Genomic DNA, 19,693 nt, shown 5'->3' on the forward strand with positions numbered 1-19,693 from the left:
CTAGATGATACGAGACGAGCGCATTCCTTCCGACGAGCTACGGCGTATCGACGAGGAAATTCGATCCAACTGGCCTAGCGGTTCGGCAGTCGACTTCGAGGAGGCCATCGAGTACCACGAGTCGCTGCCGGCCGAAAAGCAGTTCGCGGACGTCCTCGAGTCGGCCGACAAACCCCTCCTCCAGCCGCGGGCGGGGGTGCCCCGACTCGACGACCAGATCGAGCTGCTCGAGTACCTCCACACGGAGGGGCGAGCGGATCTGCTTCCGACGACGATCGATTCGTACACCCGCGACAACGAGTACGAGAAAGCCCAGACGGGCTTGGAGAAGGCCCAGGAGACGGGCGAAGACACCCTAAACGGCTTCCCGGCCGTTAACCACGGCGTCGAGGGCTGTCGGAACCTGATCGAGGCGATCGACGCCCCGATCGAGGTCCGTCACGGAACGCCGGACGCTCGCCTGCTCGCGGCGGTCACGTTTGCAGGCGGCTTCCAGAGTTTCGAGGGTGGACCGATCTCGTACAACATTCCCTACACGAAAGAACACGGACTCGAGGAGACGATGAAACACTGGCAGTTCGTCGACCGGCTGGCCGGCGCGTACACCGAACGCGGCGTCCGGATCAACCGCGAGCCGTTCGGTCCCCTGACCGGCACGCTGGTGCCACCCTCGATCGCCATCGCGATCGGGATCGTCGAGTGCCAGCTCGCGGTCACCCAGGGCGTCCGCTCGGTGACGCCGGGCTACGGCCAGGTCGGTAACGTCGTCCAGGACGTCGCCGCCCTGCGTGCCTTACGGAAACTCGCAACCGAGTACCTGCCCGACGAGGTCGAGGTCACGACCGTCTTCCACGAGTGGATGGGCGGGTTCCCGCCGGACGAGGCCCGGGCCAACGGCGTCATCAGCCTCGGCGGGATGACGGCAGCGATTGCCCAGCCGGACAAAGTCATCACCAAGTCGCCCCAGGAGTTCCAGGGTGTGCCGACCAAGGAGGCAAACGCCTCCGGGCTGCGCACCACGCGCCAGGTCATCGACATGGCGATCGAGCAGGACATCGACATCGACGGCATCGACGAGGAACAGGAGCTGATCGAACGCGAGACCCGCTGTCTAATGGATACGATCTTGGCACACGGCGACGGCGACGTTGCACAGGGGACGATCAAGGCCTTCGAATCCGGTGCGCTCGACGTGCCCTTCGCGCCGAGTGACAGCGCCAAGGGTGCGGTGCTCCCGGCCCGGGACGACGACGGTCGAGTCCGGATCTTCGAGTGGGCCGACCTCGAGATGGACGAGGACATAAAAGAGATCCACCGCGCCCGGCTCTCCCAGCGAGCCGAAACCGAGGGACGGGACGAATCGTTCCGGATGGTCGCCGACGACGTCGACGCGATCAGCGACGGGAAGCTGATCGGCCGTCCACACAGCGGTACCGGAGGTGTTAGCAATGCGGATTGAGAACGTCTACGCCACGCCCGGCTTCTCGGGCTTTTACTTCGACGACCAGCGCGCGATCAAGCGGGGCGCAGCAAAGGACGGCTTTTCCTACGTGGGTGAGCCCGTCACCGACGGCTTCGACTCGATTCGGCAGGCGGGTGAGGCCCTGATCGTCGACATCGAACTCGAGGACGGCTCCGTGGTCCGTGGCGACTGTGCCGCGGTCCAGTATTCGGGAGCTGGCGGGCGCGACCCCCTCTTTCAGGCCGAGGAGTACGCCCCCGTCGTCGAGGAGCCGGTCGCCGACGAACTCGTCGGTCGTGACGCCGAGGCGTTCCTCGAGAACGCGGAGTTGCTCGAGGAGATGGAGGTCGATGGCGACCGCCTGCACACGGCGATCCGCTACGGTGTCTCCCAGGCCTTACTCGCCGCGGCCGCCGAGGCCACGGGGACGACCCGGACGGACGTCTTGGCCGACGAACTCGGCACCGACCCCTCGAGCGAGCCGATCCCGGTGTTCGGCCAGTCCGGTGACGACCGCTACGTCAACGCCGAGAAGATGTTCGTCAAGGGCGTCCCTGTCCTTCCCCACGGGCTGATCAACAGCGAAGAAAAGATCGGCTCCGAGGGAGAGACGTTGCTCGAGTACGTCGAGTGGCTCGTCTCCCGATCACAGGAACTCGGCCCCGAGGGCTACGAGCCTCGCATCCACATCGACGTCTACGGGATGATCGGCGAGATCTTCGGGGCTCCCTACGACCGCCCCGAGGTGGTCGCGTACTTCGCCGCTCTCGAGGAAGCAGCGGGAGATCTCCCGATCCAGATCGAGGGGCCGATGGACGTCGGCGACCGCGAAGCACAGATCGAAGCGATGTGTGAGCTTCGTGACGGTCTCGCGGAAGCCGGCGTCGGCGTCGACATCGTCGCCGACGAGTGGTGTAACACCTTCGAGGACGTGACGGCGTTCGTCGACGCGGGTGCCGCCGACGTGGTCCAGGTGAAGACGCCGGACCTCGGTGGCATCCAGCGCAGTGCCCGCGCAGTCCAGTACTGTGAGGGGACCGACACCCGCGCCTATCTCGGTGGTACCTGCAACGAAACAGAAACGTCCGCGCGCGCCTGTGCTCACGTCGCACTCGCGACAGACGCCGCACAGGTGCTCGCAAAGCCCGGCATGGGCTTCGACGAGGGCTACATGATTGTCGAAAACGAGATGCGTCGCACGGTCTCCCGCCGACAGCGCGGGCGACTCGAAATCGAAGAGGAGGTGACTGCAGATGACTGACTGGACAGACCCCGACACGTTTACACAGGCGTTAGAACAGGTCGAGACGAAAGAGAAAGGCAACTGCTTCGAGGACTTCGAAGAGGGGCAGGTGATCGAACACGATCCCGGCCTCACACTCACCAGCCACGGCAACGAGGCGTGGATGAGCCAGACGCTCAATCACGACCCGGCCTACTGGCGTCAGGACGCCGCCGAGGCGCGGGACTTCGACGAACCCCCGGTCCACCCCGACTACCTCACCGCCGCGACGCTTGGCATCACCGTCGAGGACCTGAGTGAGAAAGGCGGCTACTTCCTCGGGCGAACCGACGTCCGGTTCCCCGGGACGCCGGTCTACACCGGTACCGAACTCACCGTCGAGAGCGAGGTCGTGACGAAGAAGTCCTCGAGTTCCCGGCCGAACTACGGCATCGTCTCCTGGCGTACCCGCGGGAAAGACGCCGAGACGGACGAGGTGCTCTGTTCCTACGAGCGAACGAACATGATCCCGCGGCGTCAGCCCCTCGAGACCGACGGGGGGACTGCGGAAAGCGCCGAGGCGGAAGACGACGAACCCGACCTCCCCGGGGAGTTCCTCACTCCCGAGGGCGGCTACTTCGAGGACTTCGTCGACGCCCTCGAGCAAGCGGAGGGCCGAGACGCCGCGGTGGCCTACCGCCACGAGCGCGGCCGGAGCCAGGACGCCGTCACCGTCGCCTACCTGCCACTGGCGACGCTTAACACGGCAAAACAGCACCACAACGTCGACGTGATGGAAGACTCGCCCTCGGGCGATATCGTCACCTACGGCGACGTGACCCGCTCGACGGCGCTTGGACACGCCCGTTCGGACGAACGGACCTACCGCGAGGTCGGCTTCGACGACGAATCGTTCCACACCTTCGTCACCCACGGCGACACCGTCTACGCCTTTACTCGCGTCCTCTCCGCCGAGGACGACGGCGACGTCGCCGGCACCGTCCGGTTCGAACACATCGCGTTCAACCAGGACGACGAACCCGTCTACTCGGGAACCCGGACGGCGAAGATTCGTAAGCGAGAGAACTGAATTTACAATCGAAACGATTAACCATAACCTTTCGAATCTACGAAACACATGGGAAACGTTAGACTCTGTCGCACGTTCCAGACCGCACCGGCCGCCGTTCCGAAAGACGACTCCGCGAAGTACCTGCGATCCGGTCTCGAGGCCGAGGGCTTTCAGGCGCCCGACTGGCTCGTGCCCGACATGGAAGACGGCACCGCACCGGATATGAAAGACGAAGGGCTCGAGAACACGATCGAGCTCATCCCCGAGTACGACTTCCCCGGCTCGATCTGGCCCCGCGTCGAGTGGAGCTACGAGGACGCCTCGTTCCGCGACCGTGGCCGCGAGCAGATCGACCGACTGGTCGCCGAGATCGGCGACGAGATCGACGGCGTCGTCGTCCCCAAGGTCGGTCGCCTGTCGGACGTCGAACGCGCCGCCGACGCCGTCGCCGAAGCCGAAGCGGAACACGGCTACGCCGACGGCTCGATCGGACTCTCGGTCATCATCGAGACTGCCCGCGCGAAATCCGACCTCCGGAAGATCGCCGCGTTCGGAGCCGATTCCCGGCTCACCGCGCTCGTCTTCGGCCCTGTTGACTATACCGCCGAACTCGGCGGTCGCGACCTCGGTGACGGCCGGCCACGCTGGGACGGACTGCTCGAGGAGCTGTCGAACGAAGCGAGCGCCGGCGACCTGCTCTCGATCGGCGGTCCGTTCGACGACCTGTTCAAAGAACGCGCCGGCCTGACCTACTACAACGCCGAAGACTACGCCGACCAGGTCGAACGCGAAGCCGAACTCGGACTGGACGGCTCCTGGTCGCTGTACCCCAAACAGACGATCCAGGCGAACACGATCCACATGCCCACGCCCGAGGAACTCGAGCGTGACGTCAGCAAGATCGAGCGGTTCAACGAGGCCAAACGCGAGGGCACCGGCGCGGTCACGCTCGACGGCCAGATGGTCGACGAGGCGACGTTCAAGAACTTCCGGAACACGGTCGAGCAGGTCCGGACGATCCACGAGACCCGGCCCGAACAGACCGACGAGCGCTACGACGAGGAGCTGCTCGAGCGCGCGCTCGATCTCGAGCTCTCGTACAACTAATACTACCGGACGTACGTCGTGAACGATTATCGCCGCTCCGGGGTGGCGATAATCTTCACACAGTTCCGTCCGATAGTATAAGCCGCCGACACTGACGCGGACCCCCCTTCGTTACGCCTCGACGTCCCAGCTTCCGAGTTCGTACGTCGTCTCCTCGTAGCTCTCGCCGCCGATCGTCGTCTCGCCGGTCTCGACGGGCTCGAAGCCCGCGCTCCGGTAGAAGGCGTTGCCGAGGTCGTTTTCCGAGAGCACCATCGCCGTGATCCGGTCGGCCGCACGGTTGTCGGCCTCACGGATCGTTCGGCCGAGTACCTCCCGTCCGATCCCCTCGCGTCGTCGCTCGGGATGGACGTACAGCCGGAGGATCGTCGCCTCGCCGCCGGTGACGACGGCGTGGGCAAACCCGACGACCTCGTCGTCGTCTTCGGCGACGAGTACGACCGAGCCCGGAGCCTCGAGTTCGCGTTCGATCGTCTCCCGGCCGTACCACTCCTCGACGGCCTCGTCGGCGGCCGTCTCCCGGCTTAGAATCTCCGGATAGTCGGCTTCCCAGGACGCCCTGGCGATTCGTCCGATCGCCTCGAGGTCACCACGCGTCGCCTCACGGTACTCCATACCACGACTGGCAACGTGATGGACAATCGTTCTTTCCCCGGCCGCCGGCCGAAACCCGCAGGCTCTTTTGCCGGCGATCCGAATCGCCCACATGGGATTTCACACGTTCCCGATCGACCGGGCCGACGACCTCGAGGATCCGTCCCGGTATCGGTACTGCTCGCGCGAGGAACTCCTCGCGATGCTCGACCCCGGCCCGGACGCGACCGTCGCGGATCTCGGCTCGGGCACCGGTTTCTACGCCGACGACGTGGCCCCGTTCGTCGACTGTCTCTACGCCGTCGACGTCCAGGAAGAGATGCACGACTGCTACCGGGAGAAAGGCGTCCCTGACGCCGTCGAGTTCGTGACCAGCGACGTGGCTTCGCTGCCGTTCGACGACGACGCCCTCGACGGGGCCTACTCCGTGATGACCCATCACGAGTACGCGAGTGACGGGACGTTCGCCGAGCTCGCGCGCGTCCTACGTCCTGGGGGACGGCTGGTGACGGTCGACTGGTCGGCCGACGGCCCCGGAACGGACGGTCCGTCGCTCGAGGAACGGTTCGGCCTCGCGGCGGCGACCGACCAGCTCGAGACGGCGGGATTCGAGATCGAACGCGCCCGGAACAGGCCCGAGACGTTCGCGATCGTTGCACGCCGGTAACCCAGGACAGCAGTCGTATCACGCAACCGACTCATCGACACGGACAGCTGTCTGTAATGTAGGAATCGAACAACACTGCCCAGAGGAACAGGGACGTTGGGGATCTGTAAATTGAGCCTATAGCGCGTGCATACGCTATAATAGCGGTTTGAACTACTGTCGAACCACCAGCAACCTTTGATGGTATGGACTTGTTTATGAACTACAGATCGCGAGCCGGGGACACACGATGGAGATCAGCTACACGCCGATCGGCCACGTCCGCTCGCCACACGACACTCCTGCCGACGTCGCCCACGACGAGGTCGCCGAGACGGCGGGTGAAATCGTCCTCGAGGAGGCGTACGAGCGTGGTCTCGAGGGGCTCGAGGAGTTCTCTCACGTCGTCGTCCTCGCACACTTAGACGAGATCGACGAGAGTCGGCTCACCGCCCGACCGCCACACGTCGACGACCTCGAGGTCGGCGTGTTCGCGACCCGGAGTCCACACCGGCCGACCCCGATCGCCCAGACCGTCGTCGAGGTGTGTGCGGTCGACGACACGACACTGCAGGTCCGTGGGCTCGACCTCGTCGACGGCACGCCCGTACTCGATCTGAAACCACACGTCAGGTCAGTCGAGGGCGACCTCGAGGTCGGCTGGCTCGAGGACCGATAGTCGTACTATCGACGCCAGCCGGCAGATCAGGAAAGCTGTGTCAAAAACCCAGAAGTTCGCGGGTGCGCTGGAGCTGAGTTCGGAGCCAGTTCACCTCCGCTTCGGTATCAGCCCTCGAAGGGAAGCTCGGGCTCGTAGTCGATCGCCTCGATGGCCGCCTCGAGCACCTCGTCGACGTTCTCGCCGGTTTCGACGCTCATCTCGTGGTCGGCCGCCGTCTCGACCTCGCGTGGCAGGCGGTCGACTCGGTCTACCTTGTTCGCGACCGTGATGACCGGAATGGCCTCGAACTGGGCCGCGATCGCATCGCGCAACTCGAGTTGGGAGTCGATCGGGTAGCCACACTCGCCGCTTGGATCGAGCAACACGAGCACGCAATCGGCCAGATGCTCTAGCGCGCTTACGGCCTGGGACTCGATCTCGTTTCGCTCTTCCGGCGGGCGGTCGAGTAGGCCGGGTGTGTCGACGATCTGGTAGCGAAGATGATCGCTCATCGCGGACCGTTCGGTCCGCTCTGAATCGGCGGACAAGTCCGCCCCCTCGAAGTGACCGACCCCGACGCCTTTCGTGGTGAACGGATACGACGCCGTCTCGCCGCGGGCGCGCGTGACGTCGTTGACGAACGAAGATTTTCCGACGTTCGGGTAGCCGGCGACGACGACCGTCGGCTCGTCGGGGTCGATGTCGGGCAGGTCACGCAGGTCGTTGCGCGCCTCGTTGATCTGTCGCAGGTGGTCGTCGACCTGCTCGACGACGTCCGCAAGCCGGGCAAAGGCCTGCTTGCGGTGTTTCCGGGCCGTCTCGACGTCGGTCTTTCTGAGTCGTGGCTGGTACTCCTCGTGGATCTCGCGGGCCTTGCGACTCGCCCAGCTCACCTCCGAGAGGCTCTGTCGGAGCGCGTCGACGTCGACGATCGCGTCCGCCAGCTCGTAGTAGAATGGGTCGACCTCGTACTCGAAGTCGGGCCAGGCGGTGACGACGTTCTCTAAGTTGTCCGAGATGATGTTCGCCGCCGTCTGGAGCATCGACTGCTGGGCCTCGAGTCCGCCCTTGGCCCTGCCGGCCCGCGCAGCCCGGGAGAACGCCTTGTCGATCAGCTCTTCCGACGTGGGCGTCGTCGGAAGATCTTCGAAAATCATACCCGGTAGTACGGCAGCCGCTCATAAAAGGGCGTTCGTTGCCCGGCGAGGGCTTTTGCCCGCCCGAACCGACGGTTCGATACGATATGACGAACTGGCGAGCAGTAATGATCGGGTTCGTCGTGGCGGTCGTGATCGGAATCGTCGGCATCGCCTTGCCGGGGCTCGGACAGCTCACCGCGGGCCTCCTCGGCGGCTTCGTCGCCGGCTACCTCGCCGGTGGCGGCCTCCTGAGCGGCTTCTGGCACGGACTACTCGCCGGCGCGCTCGGCGGGATCGTCGGCGGGCTCATCATCGCAGTCGCCGTCGGGGTCGCCGGTCTCGCGCTCGGCCCCGTCGGCGGCCTGCTCTCCGGGCTTGCCGGCGTTGGAATCTTCGGATTCGCCGTCCTCGTCGCGTTCATCATGGCCCTCGAGAGCGGGCTGGCCGGCGCGATCGGCGGCCTGCTCAACGCCTAAGCTGGTTCTGGCACACGCCAGTTCACAGGTCCATCACCAACAGTATGCTACCGACGCGTCTCGAGCTCCGCCTCGAGATCCTCGAGGTCCATCCCCTTCATCGAGAGCAACACCAGCAGGTGATAGACGATGTCGGCGGCCTCGTGGGACAGCTCCTCGCGGTCGTCGTCTTTGGCCGCCAGTATCAGTTCGGTCGTCTCCTCGCCGAGTTTCTCGAGGACGGCGTTCTCGCCTTTCTCGTGTGTGAACAACGACGTCGTATACGAGTCCTCGGGCAGCGTTTCCTTGCGATCCTCGATCACGGCAAACAGCTCTGTGAGCGTCTCGTCCATCTATAGTTCACCAGCGACCTCACGGATGTCCTCGAGATCGGCGAACTTGTCACTGTCGTCACGGCCGTTCTCGAAGACCGACTCCGTGACCTCGATCGGCGCGTTCGTCCGGGCAGCAAGCGCCATCGAGTCGCTGGGGCGGGCGTCGATCACGGCCGACCCGCGTGGTGTCTCGACGTGGAGGTCGGCGATGTAGGTCCCGCCCTGGCCGTCTCGTCGTTCGATCTCGCTGACGACGACGCGGTCGATCCGCCCACCCAGTTCCTCCATCACGTCGAGCAGGAGGTCGTGGGTCAGCGGTCGGCCGATGTCCTCGGCCTCGAGGCCGCGGGCGATGCTCGTCGCTTCTTCGAAGCCGATGAAGATCGGCACGACGTCGTCTTCGTCCTCGACCGTGAGTACGAGCACGGGGACCGGTCCCTGCGGCGTTCCGGCGACCCGCACCGCGTCGATGGATGCGTTCATACCTCCACGCATGGGTGCGAGTGGCAAAAACCTGTGCGGCCGGTCGGTCTTTCGTCGGCGACTCATCGCGTTTCGTCGCCGTCGAAAAACGCGAGTCGGTGCAACCGCGGATCGCCGGTCAGTTCGGGATGGAACGCAGTCGTCAGAACCGGCCCATCCCGGGCAGCGACGGGGCGGCCGTCCCACGTCGCGAGCACCTCGGCGTCGCCGACGTCATCGATCGCCGGTGCACGAATGAACACTGCGGGAAACGGCTGCGCAAGTCCGTCGACCTCGAGCGGAGCCTCGAAGCTGTCTCGCTGGCGGCCGAAGGCGTTTCGTTCGACCGCGACGTCGACGAGTTCGAGTTCGTCGACGCGGTCGTCGCGGGCGTCACGCGAGGCGACGATCAACCCTGCACAGGTCGCAAACAGCGGCTCCCCGTCGTCGACGTGGGCGCAGATCTCGGAGGCAATCCCCGTCTCACGGAGGAGCCGGGAGATGGTCGTCGACTCGCCACCGGGCAGGGCAAGCAGGTCACAGTCGGGGACGACGCCGGCCTCACGAACCTCCCGAACGTCGACGTCCTCGCCGACGGAGGCGGCCGCACGCTCGATCGCAGTGACGTGTTCGGCGACGTTACCCTGGACGGCGACGACACCGGCAACGAGCGTCATGCGGACCGCTACGGACCGGCGTCTCAAAAGTGGGTCGCGTCGCGACGGATTCGCGGCAGACGAACGCAGCCGACAAACACTTGCGTTGGAACGTCCTACCGAATGTCTCAGTATGGTCTCCGAGTACGACTTCTGGCTGCTCGATCTCGACGGGACGCTCGTCGACGTCGAGTGGTCCTACACCCGCGAGGTGTTCGACCGGGTCGGCGACCGCCTCGGTCGGGAGTTCACCGACCGGGAGGCGGACATCATCTGGAACGGCCTGACCGGATCACGGGACCATCAGCTGCGCGAGTGGGGCGTCGATCCGACCACGTTCTGGGAGGCGTTTCACGCCGAGGAAGACCCGCTCGTGCGAGCCGAGCAGACCTACCTCCACGACGACGCCGCGTTCGTCGCCGACCTCGAGGATCCGGTCGGACTCGTCACACACTGCCAGCGCTACCTGACCGAGCCGGTGCTCGAGCACGTCGACATCCGCGACTGGTTCGACGTCGTGGTCTGTTGTACCGACGAGACGGGCTGGAAGCCCGATCCCGACCCCGTCGAGCAGACGATGTCGAAGCTGGGCGTCGGCTACAACGGCCACCGGGGCGTCCTCGCCGGTGACGGGGCAAACGACGTCGGCGCCGCCTGGAACGCCGGCCTCGACGCGATCCACGTCGAACGAGTCGGTCACGGCCGACGCGGCCAGTGCGTGCTCGGGGACTACCGCGTCGAGTCGTTCGACGAACTGGAGTAGCCACTGGACACGTCGGTCACGAAGAACCGTTCGTCGGCTGTAACTCCGCGTCGACGAGCGTCTCGTAGGCCCGTCGCAACCGCTCGGACAGCGCCTGGTGGGAGATGTCGAGCTCGTCGGCTAGCTCTTCCATCGAGATTCGACGCGGGATCTCGAAGTAGCCGAGCTCGAACGCAGCCGAGAGCGCCTCCTGTTGCTCCGGCGTCAGTCGGGTGTGTGTCGCCGTCGTCTCGTCGAGGTCGGTCACGCGTCTGACGTCGATATTGACCCCGGATTCGAGCAGTCGGTCGTGGGTTCGACAGAGCTTCTCGCGGTCGCGAAACCGCATCCTGACCTGCCAGGAGCCGTCGGCTCCGCGAGCCTCGAGCAGGGAGCCACCCTCGGCGAGCAGTTCGTCACAGAGCCGTCGAGCGTCCTCGGCGAACTCGACGTCGTAGAGCAGCCCTTCGTCGGTCCGAACGAGCAGCGTCGCCGACTCGACGGTGGGATCGGCCTCGAACGCCGACTCGATCGCCTCGCGCTCGGCGTCGAGCACCCACAGGCCGGACAGGGTCCGTGACACGGCGGTCTCGAGACGAACCGTCGCATCCGGAACGTACTCGAGCGTGTCAGCGAGTGCCATCTCCGTGGTCGACAGACGAAATTCGGCGATCGTCGACATCAGGGGTCATACACCGTTCGGCGGTAAAACTGCTACTTCGAGGACGGAGACTGTCAGTTCGTGTGATCGATCGGGGCGTCGTCTACCGGTAGGCGTCGTCCGCGAGCAACGCCGGGTTCGACTCGAGTGCCTCCCGAAGTTCCCGGACGCCGGGTTTCTCGAGGCGGTCGGGGTTCGCGAGTGCGCGGACGTCCTGGTCGCCGAGTCGGACGAATCCGAGGTCGAGGCGATCTGCGGTCTCCCGGAGGCCGAGGGCGACGTCGGCCTCGCCGGCGATCACCCGCCGAGCGGGACTTTCGTGTGCGCGCAGTCCCAGATCGAAGCCGTCGATGGCCTCGACGACCTCGCGACGGTCTCGTCCGCGATCCGTCGCGAACGCCTCGAGGGTGGCCTCGAGACTCGTTCGCAGCCCGGAGTCGCTCGTTCGGTTGACGAACCGGAGGTCCCGATCGACGAGGTCGGCGAGCCCCTCGACGTCGTCGGGGTTGCCGGGTCGGACGATCAGTCCCCACTCGCGAGTCCACGCACCGAGTGCTTCGGCGTCGAGGTCGCGATCCGTGGGACCGGCGAGGACGGCCACGTCGGGGACGCCATCGCGGAGCCGACGGGCCGCGGGTCGGGTGCCGACGGAGAGGTGTCGCGGATTCTCGAGGCGATCGAGCAGACGACCGAACGCGGGATCGTCCTCGCCGACGCCGAACAGGGTCGGCGGCCTCACCTCCGGCGAGAACAGCGACACGGTGACGTCGGTGCCGGCCTCGAGGTAGTCGGTGTCGGGGTCGATCTCGACGAGCCCGTCGGCTTCTGCGAGGCTGGTCGTCGCGCCGCTTCCCTTGTCGACGGGGTAGACGAGCGTCTCGCCGTCGCCGTCGGTGAGCAGACCGACGGGCATGAGCCGATGTCGCCCCTCGGTGTACCGTTCCGCGACGGCCATCGATCCCGAGACGGTCGCCGTGTCGGGTTCGGGGACGCCCGCAGCCTCACGGATCGCCGGCGCGACGAACGTTCGGAAGATCATCATCGCCGACACCGGGTAGCCGGGGAGGCCGACGTACGCCGAGTCTGCGAGCCGACCGACGAGCATCGGCTTGCCGGGTTTGATGCTCACGCCGTGGAGGAGCAACTCGCCCTGGGCTTCGATGACGCGGTAGACGACGTCGACGGCGCTTGCACTCGTCGAGCCCGACGAGAGCACGAGATCGCACTCGTCGGCAGCCTCCCGGAGGACCCGTTCTAACTCCGCTGTGTCGTCACCGGCGTGGGGATAGAGGACGGCTTCGCCGCCGGCGTCCTCGATGCCCGCGGCGATCGTGTAGCTGTTGACGTCGTAGATTTCGCCGCTGTCGGCGTCGAGATCCTCGCCGGGTCGGACCAGTTCGTCGCCGGTCGAGACGATACCGACCCTGGGGCGTGCCCGGACGGGAACCTCCTCGATTCCGAGCGCCGACAACAACCCGATGTCGCGAGGGGTGATACGGGTACCGGGCCCGAGCGCGCGCTCGCCCGCTGCGACGTCAGCGCCGGCGAACATCACGTTGTCCCCGGGTGCGACCGACGTCCGGACGAGGACGTCAGTGCCGTCGTCTCGCGGCTCCGCCGCGTGACCGTCCGTGGAACGTCGTTCCGCGCTACTCGCTCCGTCCGTCGAGTCCGGCTCGGCGCGGTCGGTGCGTTCGACGGGAACCATCGCGTCCGCTCCCGGCGGCATCACCGCACCGGTCGAGATCTCGACGGCCTCGCCCTCGCCGACGTCGATGTCGGGTTCCTCGCCGGCGTGTACCTCGCCGACGAGCTCGAGGCGGGCCGGTTCGGCCTCGTCAGCACCGAACGTGTCCCGAGCGCGAAGCGCGTAGCCGTCCAGACTCGCCCGGTCAAAGCCCGGGACGTCGAGGTCAGCGTCGATCCGGCTCACCAGCACCCGTCCCCGTGCCTCCGCGAGCGGGACGCGGTCGATACCACCCTCGAGCGAAAGCGACGCGATCGTCTCCTGTGCCTCCGCCGGGGTCGCGAGATCGCGAAACTCCTTGCGGTCCATGCGTGGCCTTTGGAGCGAGGGGGCAAAAACGTCTGCCGACTCACGCGCCGAGTTCGTCGGCCAGCTCGTGAAACGTCTCGACGGTCAGGTCGGGCTCGGGACCGAACAGTTCCCAGGGCGAACCCTGTCGGTCGATCCATACGCCCTGCATTCCCGCGTTCGTCGCTCCCTGAACGTCCAACGGGAGCGCACTCGCGTGGGCGATCTCCGCGATCGGCGTCCCCGTCCGGGCGGCGGCGTGGCGATACAGCTCGCGGGACGGCTTGTACGTCTCGATCTCGTCGGCGCTTATCACGCCCGCGAGGAGGTCCTCGATGCCGGCGTGGTCGACCATCGACGCGAGCATCGCCGGGTTGCCGTTCGAGAGCACGAAGACGCCGTAGCCGCCCTCGGCGAGGCGGGCGAGGCCGTCACGGACGTCCTCGAAGACCGCGAGTTCGTGGTAGGTCTCGAGGATTTCCTCACGTTCCGCGGCCGACAGTGAGACGTCGCTCGCCTCGAGGGCGTACTCGAGGGCCGCACGATTCAGCTCGTAGAACGTCTCGTAGGTCTCGAGGTGGTTCGCCACCATCGTGTACTGCAGCGAGCGGGCACGCCAGCGCCGGGAGATCGGTTCGGGGTCGCCGACGCGGGCGGCCAGCGCCCGCTCGACGGAGTCGACGTCGACGAGCGTACTGTAGGAGTCGACGGTGATCGTGGAGACGCGGTCGGGATCGAATGCCATGTGGTACCGTCTCGCTCGAGGACCGTAACCGGTGTGGGGTGGAGACGGGCCAGGCGTCGGCGATCACTGCTCGCCCGGAAGCTCCTCGGCGTCGGGGCCGAACTCGGCCTCGAGCAGGTCGGGGACGTCCGCGGGTGTGACCTCGTCGTACCACTCGTCACGTGGCTGGATCGTCACCGCCGTTCCCTCCTCGCTACAGAGGCCCAGACAGGACGCACTCGAGACGGAGACGGTCGACCAGAAGGCGTTTCGCTCGCGCAGCCACTCCTTGATCGCCGCCTCGACCTCGGGGCCGTGTGCGTCCCGACAGCAGGCGTACTCGGAGTCGCGGTCGTTGGTACAGACGAAGACGTGATCGGTCAACCCCCGCCCCTTCTGTTCGTCGGTCCGACGGTTCATGCGATCACCGAGCGTGTACGCTCGCCAGACATCAATATAATTTTAATTTGTGAAGTTCGGGTTGTAAACGTTCCGATCCGGGCAACCGCACGGTTTATCAGCAACTGAGAGAGTCAGTCGACCATGCACCGTCGACGGCTCATCACGACGGGAGTGACGGCGGCACTCGCCGGCTGTCTGTCCCGCGAAGACGAACCACCGACGAGTTCGGAACTCGTCGCGGAGGCGATCGAGACGCGGGCCGGCCTGTCGGACGTCCAGGCAGTACGGACCACGACGGCCGAGACCGCCGACGGGACCGTCGAACGAGTCGAGCGGGTCACAGAGCGCCCGCCGGCGGACAACCGCCGCGAGGTCCTCGAGTCGAGCGATCCCCTCCACCCCGAAGGCACCGTCTCGGTGCGTAACCGCTTGGTCACGTGGGAGTACGATCCCGCAGCGGGGGAGGTGACCGAGCGACACCACCCGAACAGGGTGATCGACGACCGGACGCGACTCGTCCTCGAGTCCCTGCTCGAGGAGTACGACCTCACGTACGACGGTACCGAGACGGTCGACGGCCGAACGGCACACGTCATCGACGTGGAGCCGCCGGCGGACGACGACTTCGAGTACGCGATCAGCGTCGCCGTCGGGAACACGGAGTACGTCATCCCCTTGCAGGACGTCGACGACGCGGACGAAGACGAGCTCACGGTGAGACGCCGGCTCTGGATCGACGACGAGCGTCGCTATCCGGTCAAAGAGTGCACCGTCGTGACCGACGGCGACGACGTCTATCACAGCGTCACGTTCAGCTACGAGGACGTCGCGATCGACGAGGGAGTCGACGACGACGTCTTCACGTTCGATCCGCCCGCCGACGTCGACCTCGTCAGGCGAGGCATCGAGCCCGAGGGCGTCTTCGACTCCGCCGAGGCCGCAGGAAGCGTCGTCCCGTACGACCTTCCGGAGCCCGACGTCTCCGACGCCTACGAACTCGATCGGGTCACCGTCCTCGAGCGGGACGAGGATACGACCACGACGCTGTGGTACGTCGATCCGGAGCGAACCCACCGGGAGCTGTTCGTGGTCGTCCGAGAGGAACAACGGTTCGACGAGGAGGTCCTGGACGCGATCGAGTTCGACGGCCAGACGGGCTATCTCCGGGACGGACGGATCGAGAGCGTCTTCTGGACGTGCGACGGGCTGAGTTACGAGGTCTCGAGTCCTCGCGGCGAGGAGCCGGTCGTCGAGATCGCGTCGTCGATCGGCTGTCCGTACGATCCCCGGTGACGTCGGATATCGTCAGCACCCGTTCGGTGATCCGACCGACTTTATAGTTCCGCACCGTGGCCACGGCTATGGCGGCGGAACTCGAGGAGAAGACCGACCGGTACGAGACGTTGCTCGCCGAGGCACTCGAGGAGGCGACGGTGGCACCGCCGGCAGGAACGCCGATGGCCGAAGCAGCGACGGAGTGTCGGGAAATGGCAGCGTCGTATCTCGAGGACGGACGACACTTCCGGTCGGCCGACGATCCGGTCAACGCGCTGGCGGCGTTTTCGTACGGTCACGCCTGGCTCGATGCGGGTGCCCGGATCGGTCTGTTCGACGTCCCGACGGAGGGTCACCTCTTTACCGTATAGACCGGCCGGCACCATAACGATTAATTGGTTACTAACCAAAACGTACTTACCACTCAACCCGACACCCTTATCAGGTAGGGAAAACATTTATAGCCGTTTCGGTCTAACTATACGTTAGCTGACGACCGGGTTTTTCTGGTTTCCCCGCCCGGGAGTCCCGAGTAACAGCGTGATACACCATGACAGATACAGCTACCCGAACCTACGCCGACGAGCGGGAACGACAGGAGGAATCGGTCGACCGAGCGGACGAGAGAGAGCAGTGTCCAGAGTGTGGCGGCCGGCTCGTCTCGGACACGGAACACGCCGAGACGGTCTGTGAAGACTGCGGTCTCGTCGTCGAGGAAGACGAGATCGACCGCGGCCCCGAGTGGCGCGCGTTCGACGCCGCCGAGAAAGACGAGAAGAGTCGCGTCGGTGCGCCGACGACGAAGATGATGCACGATCAGGGCCTCTCGACGAACATCGGCTGGCAGAACAAAGACGCCTACGGCAAGTCCCTCTCGAGTCGCCAGCGACAGAAGATGCAGCGACTACGGACCTGGAACGAGCGCTTTCGCACGCGTGACTCGAAAGAGCGCAACCTGAAACAGGCACTCGGCGAGATCGACCGCATGGCAAGCGCACTCGGCCTCCCCGAGAGCGTCCGCGAGACCGCCTCGGTGATCTACCGGCGTGCGCTCGAGGAGGACCTGCTTCCGGGTCGCTCGATCGAAGGCGTCGCGACGGCCTCGCTGTACGCCGCCGCCCGCCAGGCCGGCACGCCCCGCAGCCTCGACGAGATTTCGGCGGTCAGCCGCGTCGACCGCATGGAGCTCACTCGCACCTACCGCTACGTCGTTCGAGAGCTCAACCTCGAGGTCAAACCCGCGGACCCGGAACACTACGTCCCGCGGTTCGTCAGCGAACTCGAGCTCTCAGACGAGACCGAACGGATGGCTCGCACCCTGCTCGACAGCGCCCGCGACGAGGGCGTCCACTCGGGTAAATCGCCCGTCGGGCTCGCCGCTGCCGCGGTGTACGCCGCCGCGTTGTTGACCAACGAGAAGGTGACCCAAAACGCGGTCAGCGAGGTCGCGAGCATCTCCGAGGTGACGATCCGCAACCGGTACAAGGAGTTGCTCGAGGCGTCGGATACGACGACACCGGCCTGAGGTGGACGAGACGAATCGGTCGGGGCGGTAACGTTTTTGCATCCTGGTGTGAAAGCCACCCGCATGGAGGAGACGACCGTCCAACTATTGTGTCCCGAATGTGCGAAAAACTGGCAAGCGTCGCCGGGAGAGTTACCGAACGCGGACGAAATGTTTCACTGTCCGAACTGTCACGCGTCGCGGAGAACGGCCGAGTTCACCCGGACGGATCGAGACCTTCGAACGCTGAAACAGTTCGGCTAACCCCGCGTCGCCGTCTTTCGTCGAAAACATCGTATTGACGTCGAGAAACGGCTTCTTAGACGGAGGGTAAATACACGATACTCACAGACAGCGTTCGTTTCGTCCAGTTTGGTCTCACTGTTACACTGTTCACGACACGTAGCCATCGGAAAACCGGCATAAAGTTCCGTGTTAACGAGCCTCAAGATAATAATATAACCCTGCAGTGGGTAGAACGTGATGGTTATGAAAAAACAGGAGCTCATCCACCTCCACGGCCTTCTCGCGGAGGTATCAAACCAGTGTACAGAGTGGGACAACTGTCGAATCGATCTCGACGAGTACGAATCGCTCGGTATTCGCCCGACATCGATCCACAAATCGAAAACCGACCACAAGGACGCTGTTTTTGCACTCGCTGGTGGAATCACCCAGCACATGCGCGAAGAAGAGACGGAAACTGTCGCCGCAACTGCAGACTAAGCACGAACGCTGTATCCTCGAGAACTCACGACCGTCTACTGGAGAGACTCAGATATCCTCGGTATCGACGCTCCGGCTCGCAGCCAACGCCACGTCTCACCGAATGAAAACAGACGAACCGTCGGTGAATACGTCGTTACTCGACTAAATCTTCGAACTCCGGTAAAACGTCGTCGTCCGCCGAGTCGGTCTCGACGTCGACGTCCTCGCTTTCGTCTTCGGCTTCGACCTCGTCTTCGGCTTCGACCTCGTCCTCGTCTTCGTCCTCGTCCTCGTCTTCGAGTTCTTCTTCGTCGAGCTCTTCGACGCGAAGTACCTCGAGCGGAATGTTCTCGAGGCGCTGGCCGATCTCCTTGCGAGCGATCCGGGAGGCGTGTTCGTTGCGTTCGACGTTGAACACCGTCATCTCGAGTTCGAGCGCGACGAGTGCCTCGTCGGCGGCGATAAACGCCGGCGGTAGCTCCTCTCCCGACGGCGCGGTCCGTTCCCCCATGTCTATCTCGACGTAGTTCAGGTCAGGGTTCAGCATCTCCCCCGTCTTCGAGATGGCGATCCGGATCGCCTCCTCTTCCGTCTCGACGTCAAACACCGGCACGGCGGCTTCGACGACAACCCTGCAGTTCATACCGTGACATTGTGTGTCCTGCAGTATGAAGCTTCGCCCCGTCTCCAGGGGCAGGACGCCGTCGAGACGCCGCGTGGAGTTCGAAAGGACAAAGCGTTCGCTCTCGAAGATCAACGCGATGGAGACGGGCACGATCCCGGTCGCCGACCTCCCGGGCGGACTAGACCTGTATCGCACGCTCGAGAGCGGCCAGAGCTATCTCTGGCGACGAGACGACGGCGCGATGTACGGCGGCGACCCGAACCCGGAGGCGTGGTACGACACCGTGGTCGACAACAGCTTCGCGAGCAACGCCGGCGGTGATCCGGACGACGTCTCCGCCCACGAGGTCGTCCGCGTCCGACAGCGCGACGGCGTTCTCGAGTGGGAGTCGACGACCGACGCCGACCGACTCGTCCGGCGACTCCTGCGTCTCGAGGACGATCTCGAGGAAATCGTCGCCACAGCCCCGGACGACCCGTTACTCCAGGCGGCCTACGACGCCCACCGCGGGTTGCGACTGGTCGCCGGTCCGCCGTTCGGGACGTTGATCTCGTTTATCTGCTCGGCGCAGATGCGCGTCGCGCGGATTCACGAGATGGTCTCCGCACTCGCCCGCGAGTACGGCGATGTCGTCTTCCTCGAGGGAACGCGATATCACGCGTTTCCAACGCCGACACAGCTCGCTGACGCGACCGAAGCCGAGTTGCGCGAACTCGGGCTGGGATATCGCGCGCCCTACGTCGTCCGGACGGCAGCGATGGTCGCAGACGGCGAGGCCCATCCACGAGAGGCTCGACACCTGCCCTACGAGGAGGCCCGCGAGTACCTCACGCAGTTCGTCGGCGTCGGCGAGAAGGTCGCCGACTGCGTCCTGTTGTTCTCGCTTGGCTTCGACGAGGCCGTCCCGCTCGATACCTGGATCAAAACCGCCATCGAGGACCACTATCCCGACTGCGATGGCGGGAGCTACGCCGAGACCTCCCGGGCGATCCGAACGCGACTGGGTGGTGAGTACGCAGGCTACGCCCAGACGTACGTCTTCCACGAACTCAGAACGCGAAGGTGAGACGCTTAGAGACGCGAAAACAACACATTCACAGTATCACGGAACGGGACTTAACCGTGCACTACATACCACGATAGCTAGTACCGTTCCAAGCGTCGACTGATGAGTGAAACCGGTCAACCGCACTCGGTTTCACCCAT

The 19,693-nt window shown here is 65.1% G+C and carries 24 protein-coding genes; 14 read left to right on the plus strand and 10 right to left on the minus strand.

Annotated features, from left to right (window positions below):
* Positions 1–4: 4 nt before the first annotated feature.
* Genes QQ977_RS05685 through citE form a run of 4 tightly spaced genes read left to right on the plus strand, consistent with a single transcriptional unit; the run spans position 5 to position 4,863 of the window.
* The gene (locus QQ977_RS05685; RefSeq protein WP_285928109.1) at positions 5–1,459 is read left to right on the plus strand and encodes a methylaspartate mutase subunit E; all 1,455 of its coding nucleotides are present in this window, start codon (positions 5–7) and stop codon (positions 1,457–1,459) included.
* Positions 1,449–2,723 carry a methylaspartate ammonia-lyase gene (locus QQ977_RS05690; protein WP_285928111.1) on the plus strand — a complete coding sequence of 425 codons (1,275 nt, stop codon included), beginning with the start codon at positions 1,449–1,451 and terminating at the stop codon, positions 2,721–2,723. The genes QQ977_RS05685 and QQ977_RS05690 overlap by 11 nt, the downstream gene beginning before the upstream one ends.
* Positions 2,716–3,774 (plus strand): 2-methylfumaryl-CoA hydratase, encoded by a 1,059-nt coding sequence (mch, locus tag QQ977_RS05695; RefSeq protein ID WP_285928112.1) that lies wholly within the window; start codon positions 2,716–2,718, stop codon positions 3,772–3,774. The genes QQ977_RS05690 and mch overlap by 8 nt, the downstream gene beginning before the upstream one ends.
* A 48-nt stretch (positions 3,775–3,822) precedes the next feature.
* Positions 3,823–4,863 (plus strand): L-malyl-CoA/beta-methylmalyl-CoA lyase, encoded by a 1,041-nt coding sequence (gene citE / locus QQ977_RS05700; RefSeq protein WP_285928113.1) that lies wholly within the window; start codon positions 3,823–3,825, stop codon positions 4,861–4,863.
* Positions 4,864–4,974: 111 nt separating this feature from the next.
* Here citE and QQ977_RS05705 read toward each other — a convergent pair whose 3' ends face one another.
* Positions 4,975–5,478: a GNAT family N-acetyltransferase gene (locus tag QQ977_RS05705; RefSeq protein WP_285928115.1), complete on the minus strand. Its 504-nt coding sequence runs from the start codon at positions 5,476–5,478 to the stop codon at positions 4,975–4,977.
* A gap of 91 nt (positions 5,479–5,569) precedes the next feature.
* On the opposite strand from QQ977_RS05705, the gene QQ977_RS05710 reads away from it, so the two are divergent.
* Complete coding sequence (locus QQ977_RS05710; protein ID WP_285928116.1) at positions 5,570–6,124, plus strand: class I SAM-dependent methyltransferase; 555 nt, start codon at positions 5,570–5,572, stop codon at positions 6,122–6,124.
* A gap of 229 nt (positions 6,125–6,353) precedes the next feature.
* Complete coding sequence (tsaA, locus tag QQ977_RS05715; protein WP_285928117.1) at positions 6,354–6,782, plus strand: tRNA (N6-threonylcarbamoyladenosine(37)-N6)-methyltransferase TrmO; 429 nt, start codon at positions 6,354–6,356, stop codon at positions 6,780–6,782.
* A gap of 107 nt (positions 6,783–6,889) precedes the next feature.
* On the opposite strand, the gene QQ977_RS05720 is transcribed toward tsaA, so the two are convergent.
* Complete coding sequence (locus QQ977_RS05720) at positions 6,890–7,921, minus strand: NOG1 family protein (RefSeq protein ID WP_285928118.1); 1,032 nt, start codon at positions 7,919–7,921, stop codon at positions 6,890–6,892.
* 86 nt (positions 7,922–8,007) lie between these two features.
* Between QQ977_RS05720 and QQ977_RS05725 the strand changes: the two genes are divergently transcribed.
* Positions 8,008–8,379 (plus strand): DUF5518 domain-containing protein, encoded by a 372-nt coding sequence (locus QQ977_RS05725; RefSeq protein ID WP_285928120.1) that lies wholly within the window; start codon positions 8,008–8,010, stop codon positions 8,377–8,379.
* Between the two features lie 47 nt (positions 8,380–8,426).
* Here the strand turns inward: QQ977_RS05725 and hisE are convergent, their stop codons facing one another.
* The 3 genes from hisE to pdxT all read right to left on the minus strand — a co-directional run bounded on the left by hisE (position 8,427) and on the right by pdxT (position 9,832).
* Complete coding sequence (gene hisE / locus QQ977_RS05730; protein ID WP_285928121.1) at positions 8,427–8,711, minus strand: phosphoribosyl-ATP diphosphatase; 285 nt, start codon at positions 8,709–8,711, stop codon at positions 8,427–8,429.
* Complete coding sequence (locus QQ977_RS05735) at positions 8,712–9,176, minus strand: bifunctional nuclease family protein (protein WP_285928122.1); 465 nt, start codon at positions 9,174–9,176, stop codon at positions 8,712–8,714.
* Between the two features lie 62 nt (positions 9,177–9,238).
* On the minus strand, positions 9,239–9,832 hold the full coding sequence (gene pdxT, locus QQ977_RS05740) for a pyridoxal 5'-phosphate synthase glutaminase subunit PdxT (RefSeq protein ID WP_285928124.1): 594 nt from the start codon (positions 9,830–9,832) through the stop codon (positions 9,239–9,241).
* Between the two features lie 112 nt (positions 9,833–9,944).
* On the opposite strand from pdxT, the gene QQ977_RS05745 reads away from it, so the two are divergent.
* A complete protein-coding gene (locus QQ977_RS05745; RefSeq protein ID WP_285928125.1) occupies positions 9,945–10,574 on the plus strand; it encodes an HAD family hydrolase in 630 nt (209 codons plus the stop codon).
* A 16-nt stretch (positions 10,575–10,590) separates the two neighbouring features.
* Here QQ977_RS05745 and QQ977_RS05750 read toward each other — a convergent pair whose 3' ends face one another.
* From QQ977_RS05750 to QQ977_RS05765, 4 genes are all read right to left on the minus strand, one after another.
* Positions 10,591–11,235 carry a helix-turn-helix domain-containing protein gene (locus QQ977_RS05750; RefSeq protein WP_285928127.1) on the minus strand — a complete coding sequence of 215 codons (645 nt, stop codon included), beginning with the start codon at positions 11,233–11,235 and terminating at the stop codon, positions 10,591–10,593.
* A gap of 82 nt (positions 11,236–11,317) precedes the next feature.
* Positions 11,318–13,270: a molybdopterin biosynthesis protein gene (locus QQ977_RS05755; protein ID WP_285928130.1), complete on the minus strand. Its 1,953-nt coding sequence runs from the start codon at positions 13,268–13,270 to the stop codon at positions 11,318–11,320.
* A 40-nt stretch (positions 13,271–13,310) separates the two neighbouring features.
* On the minus strand, positions 13,311–13,994 hold the full coding sequence (locus QQ977_RS05760; protein WP_285928132.1) for a haloacid dehalogenase type II: 684 nt from the start codon (positions 13,992–13,994) through the stop codon (positions 13,311–13,313).
* A gap of 63 nt (positions 13,995–14,057) precedes the next feature.
* Positions 14,058–14,393, minus strand: a complete 336-nt coding sequence (locus QQ977_RS05765; RefSeq protein WP_285928133.1) for a (2Fe-2S) ferredoxin domain-containing protein — start codon at positions 14,391–14,393, stop codon at positions 14,058–14,060.
* A gap of 123 nt (positions 14,394–14,516) precedes the next feature.
* On the opposite strand from QQ977_RS05765, the gene QQ977_RS05770 reads away from it, so the two are divergent.
* The 5 genes from QQ977_RS05770 to QQ977_RS05790 all read left to right on the plus strand — a co-directional run bounded on the left by QQ977_RS05770 (position 14,517) and on the right by QQ977_RS05790 (position 17,880).
* Positions 14,517–15,668, plus strand: a complete 1,152-nt coding sequence (locus QQ977_RS05770) for a LolA family protein (protein ID WP_285928134.1) — start codon at positions 14,517–14,519, stop codon at positions 15,666–15,668.
* Between the two features lie 68 nt (positions 15,669–15,736).
* Positions 15,737–16,021 carry a DUF357 domain-containing protein gene (locus QQ977_RS05775; protein ID WP_285928135.1) on the plus strand — a complete coding sequence of 95 codons (285 nt, stop codon included), beginning with the start codon at positions 15,737–15,739 and terminating at the stop codon, positions 16,019–16,021.
* Between the two features lie 179 nt (positions 16,022–16,200).
* Entirely contained in the window at positions 16,201–17,175 is a 975-nt protein-coding gene (locus QQ977_RS05780) for a transcription initiation factor IIB (RefSeq protein ID WP_285928136.1), read from the plus strand.
* 63 nt (positions 17,176–17,238) lie between these two features.
* On the plus strand, positions 17,239–17,418 hold the full coding sequence (locus QQ977_RS05785; protein ID WP_285928137.1) for a hypothetical protein: 180 nt from the start codon (positions 17,239–17,241) through the stop codon (positions 17,416–17,418).
* A gap of 225 nt (positions 17,419–17,643) precedes the next feature.
* Positions 17,644–17,880 carry a UPF0058 family protein gene (locus tag QQ977_RS05790; protein ID WP_285928138.1) on the plus strand — a complete coding sequence of 79 codons (237 nt, stop codon included), beginning with the start codon at positions 17,644–17,646 and terminating at the stop codon, positions 17,878–17,880.
* A gap of 136 nt (positions 17,881–18,016) precedes the next feature.
* Here the strand turns inward: QQ977_RS05790 and QQ977_RS05795 are convergent, their stop codons facing one another.
* Complete coding sequence (locus QQ977_RS05795; protein WP_285928139.1) at positions 18,017–18,505, minus strand: DUF555 domain-containing protein; 489 nt, start codon at positions 18,503–18,505, stop codon at positions 18,017–18,019.
* A 118-nt stretch (positions 18,506–18,623) separates the two neighbouring features.
* Here QQ977_RS05795 and QQ977_RS05800 point away from each other — a divergent pair, with 118 nt between their 5' ends.
* Positions 18,624–19,553, plus strand: coding sequence for a DNA-3-methyladenine glycosylase family protein (locus QQ977_RS05800; protein ID WP_285928755.1), 930 nt, complete (start codon positions 18,624–18,626; stop codon positions 19,551–19,553).
* Positions 19,554–19,693: the final 140 nt, after the last annotated feature.

This window comes from Natrialbaceae archaeon AArc-T1-2, from assembly GCF_030273315.1.
GTDB lineage: Archaea > Halobacteriota > Halobacteria > Halobacteriales > Natrialbaceae > Tc-Br11-E2g1.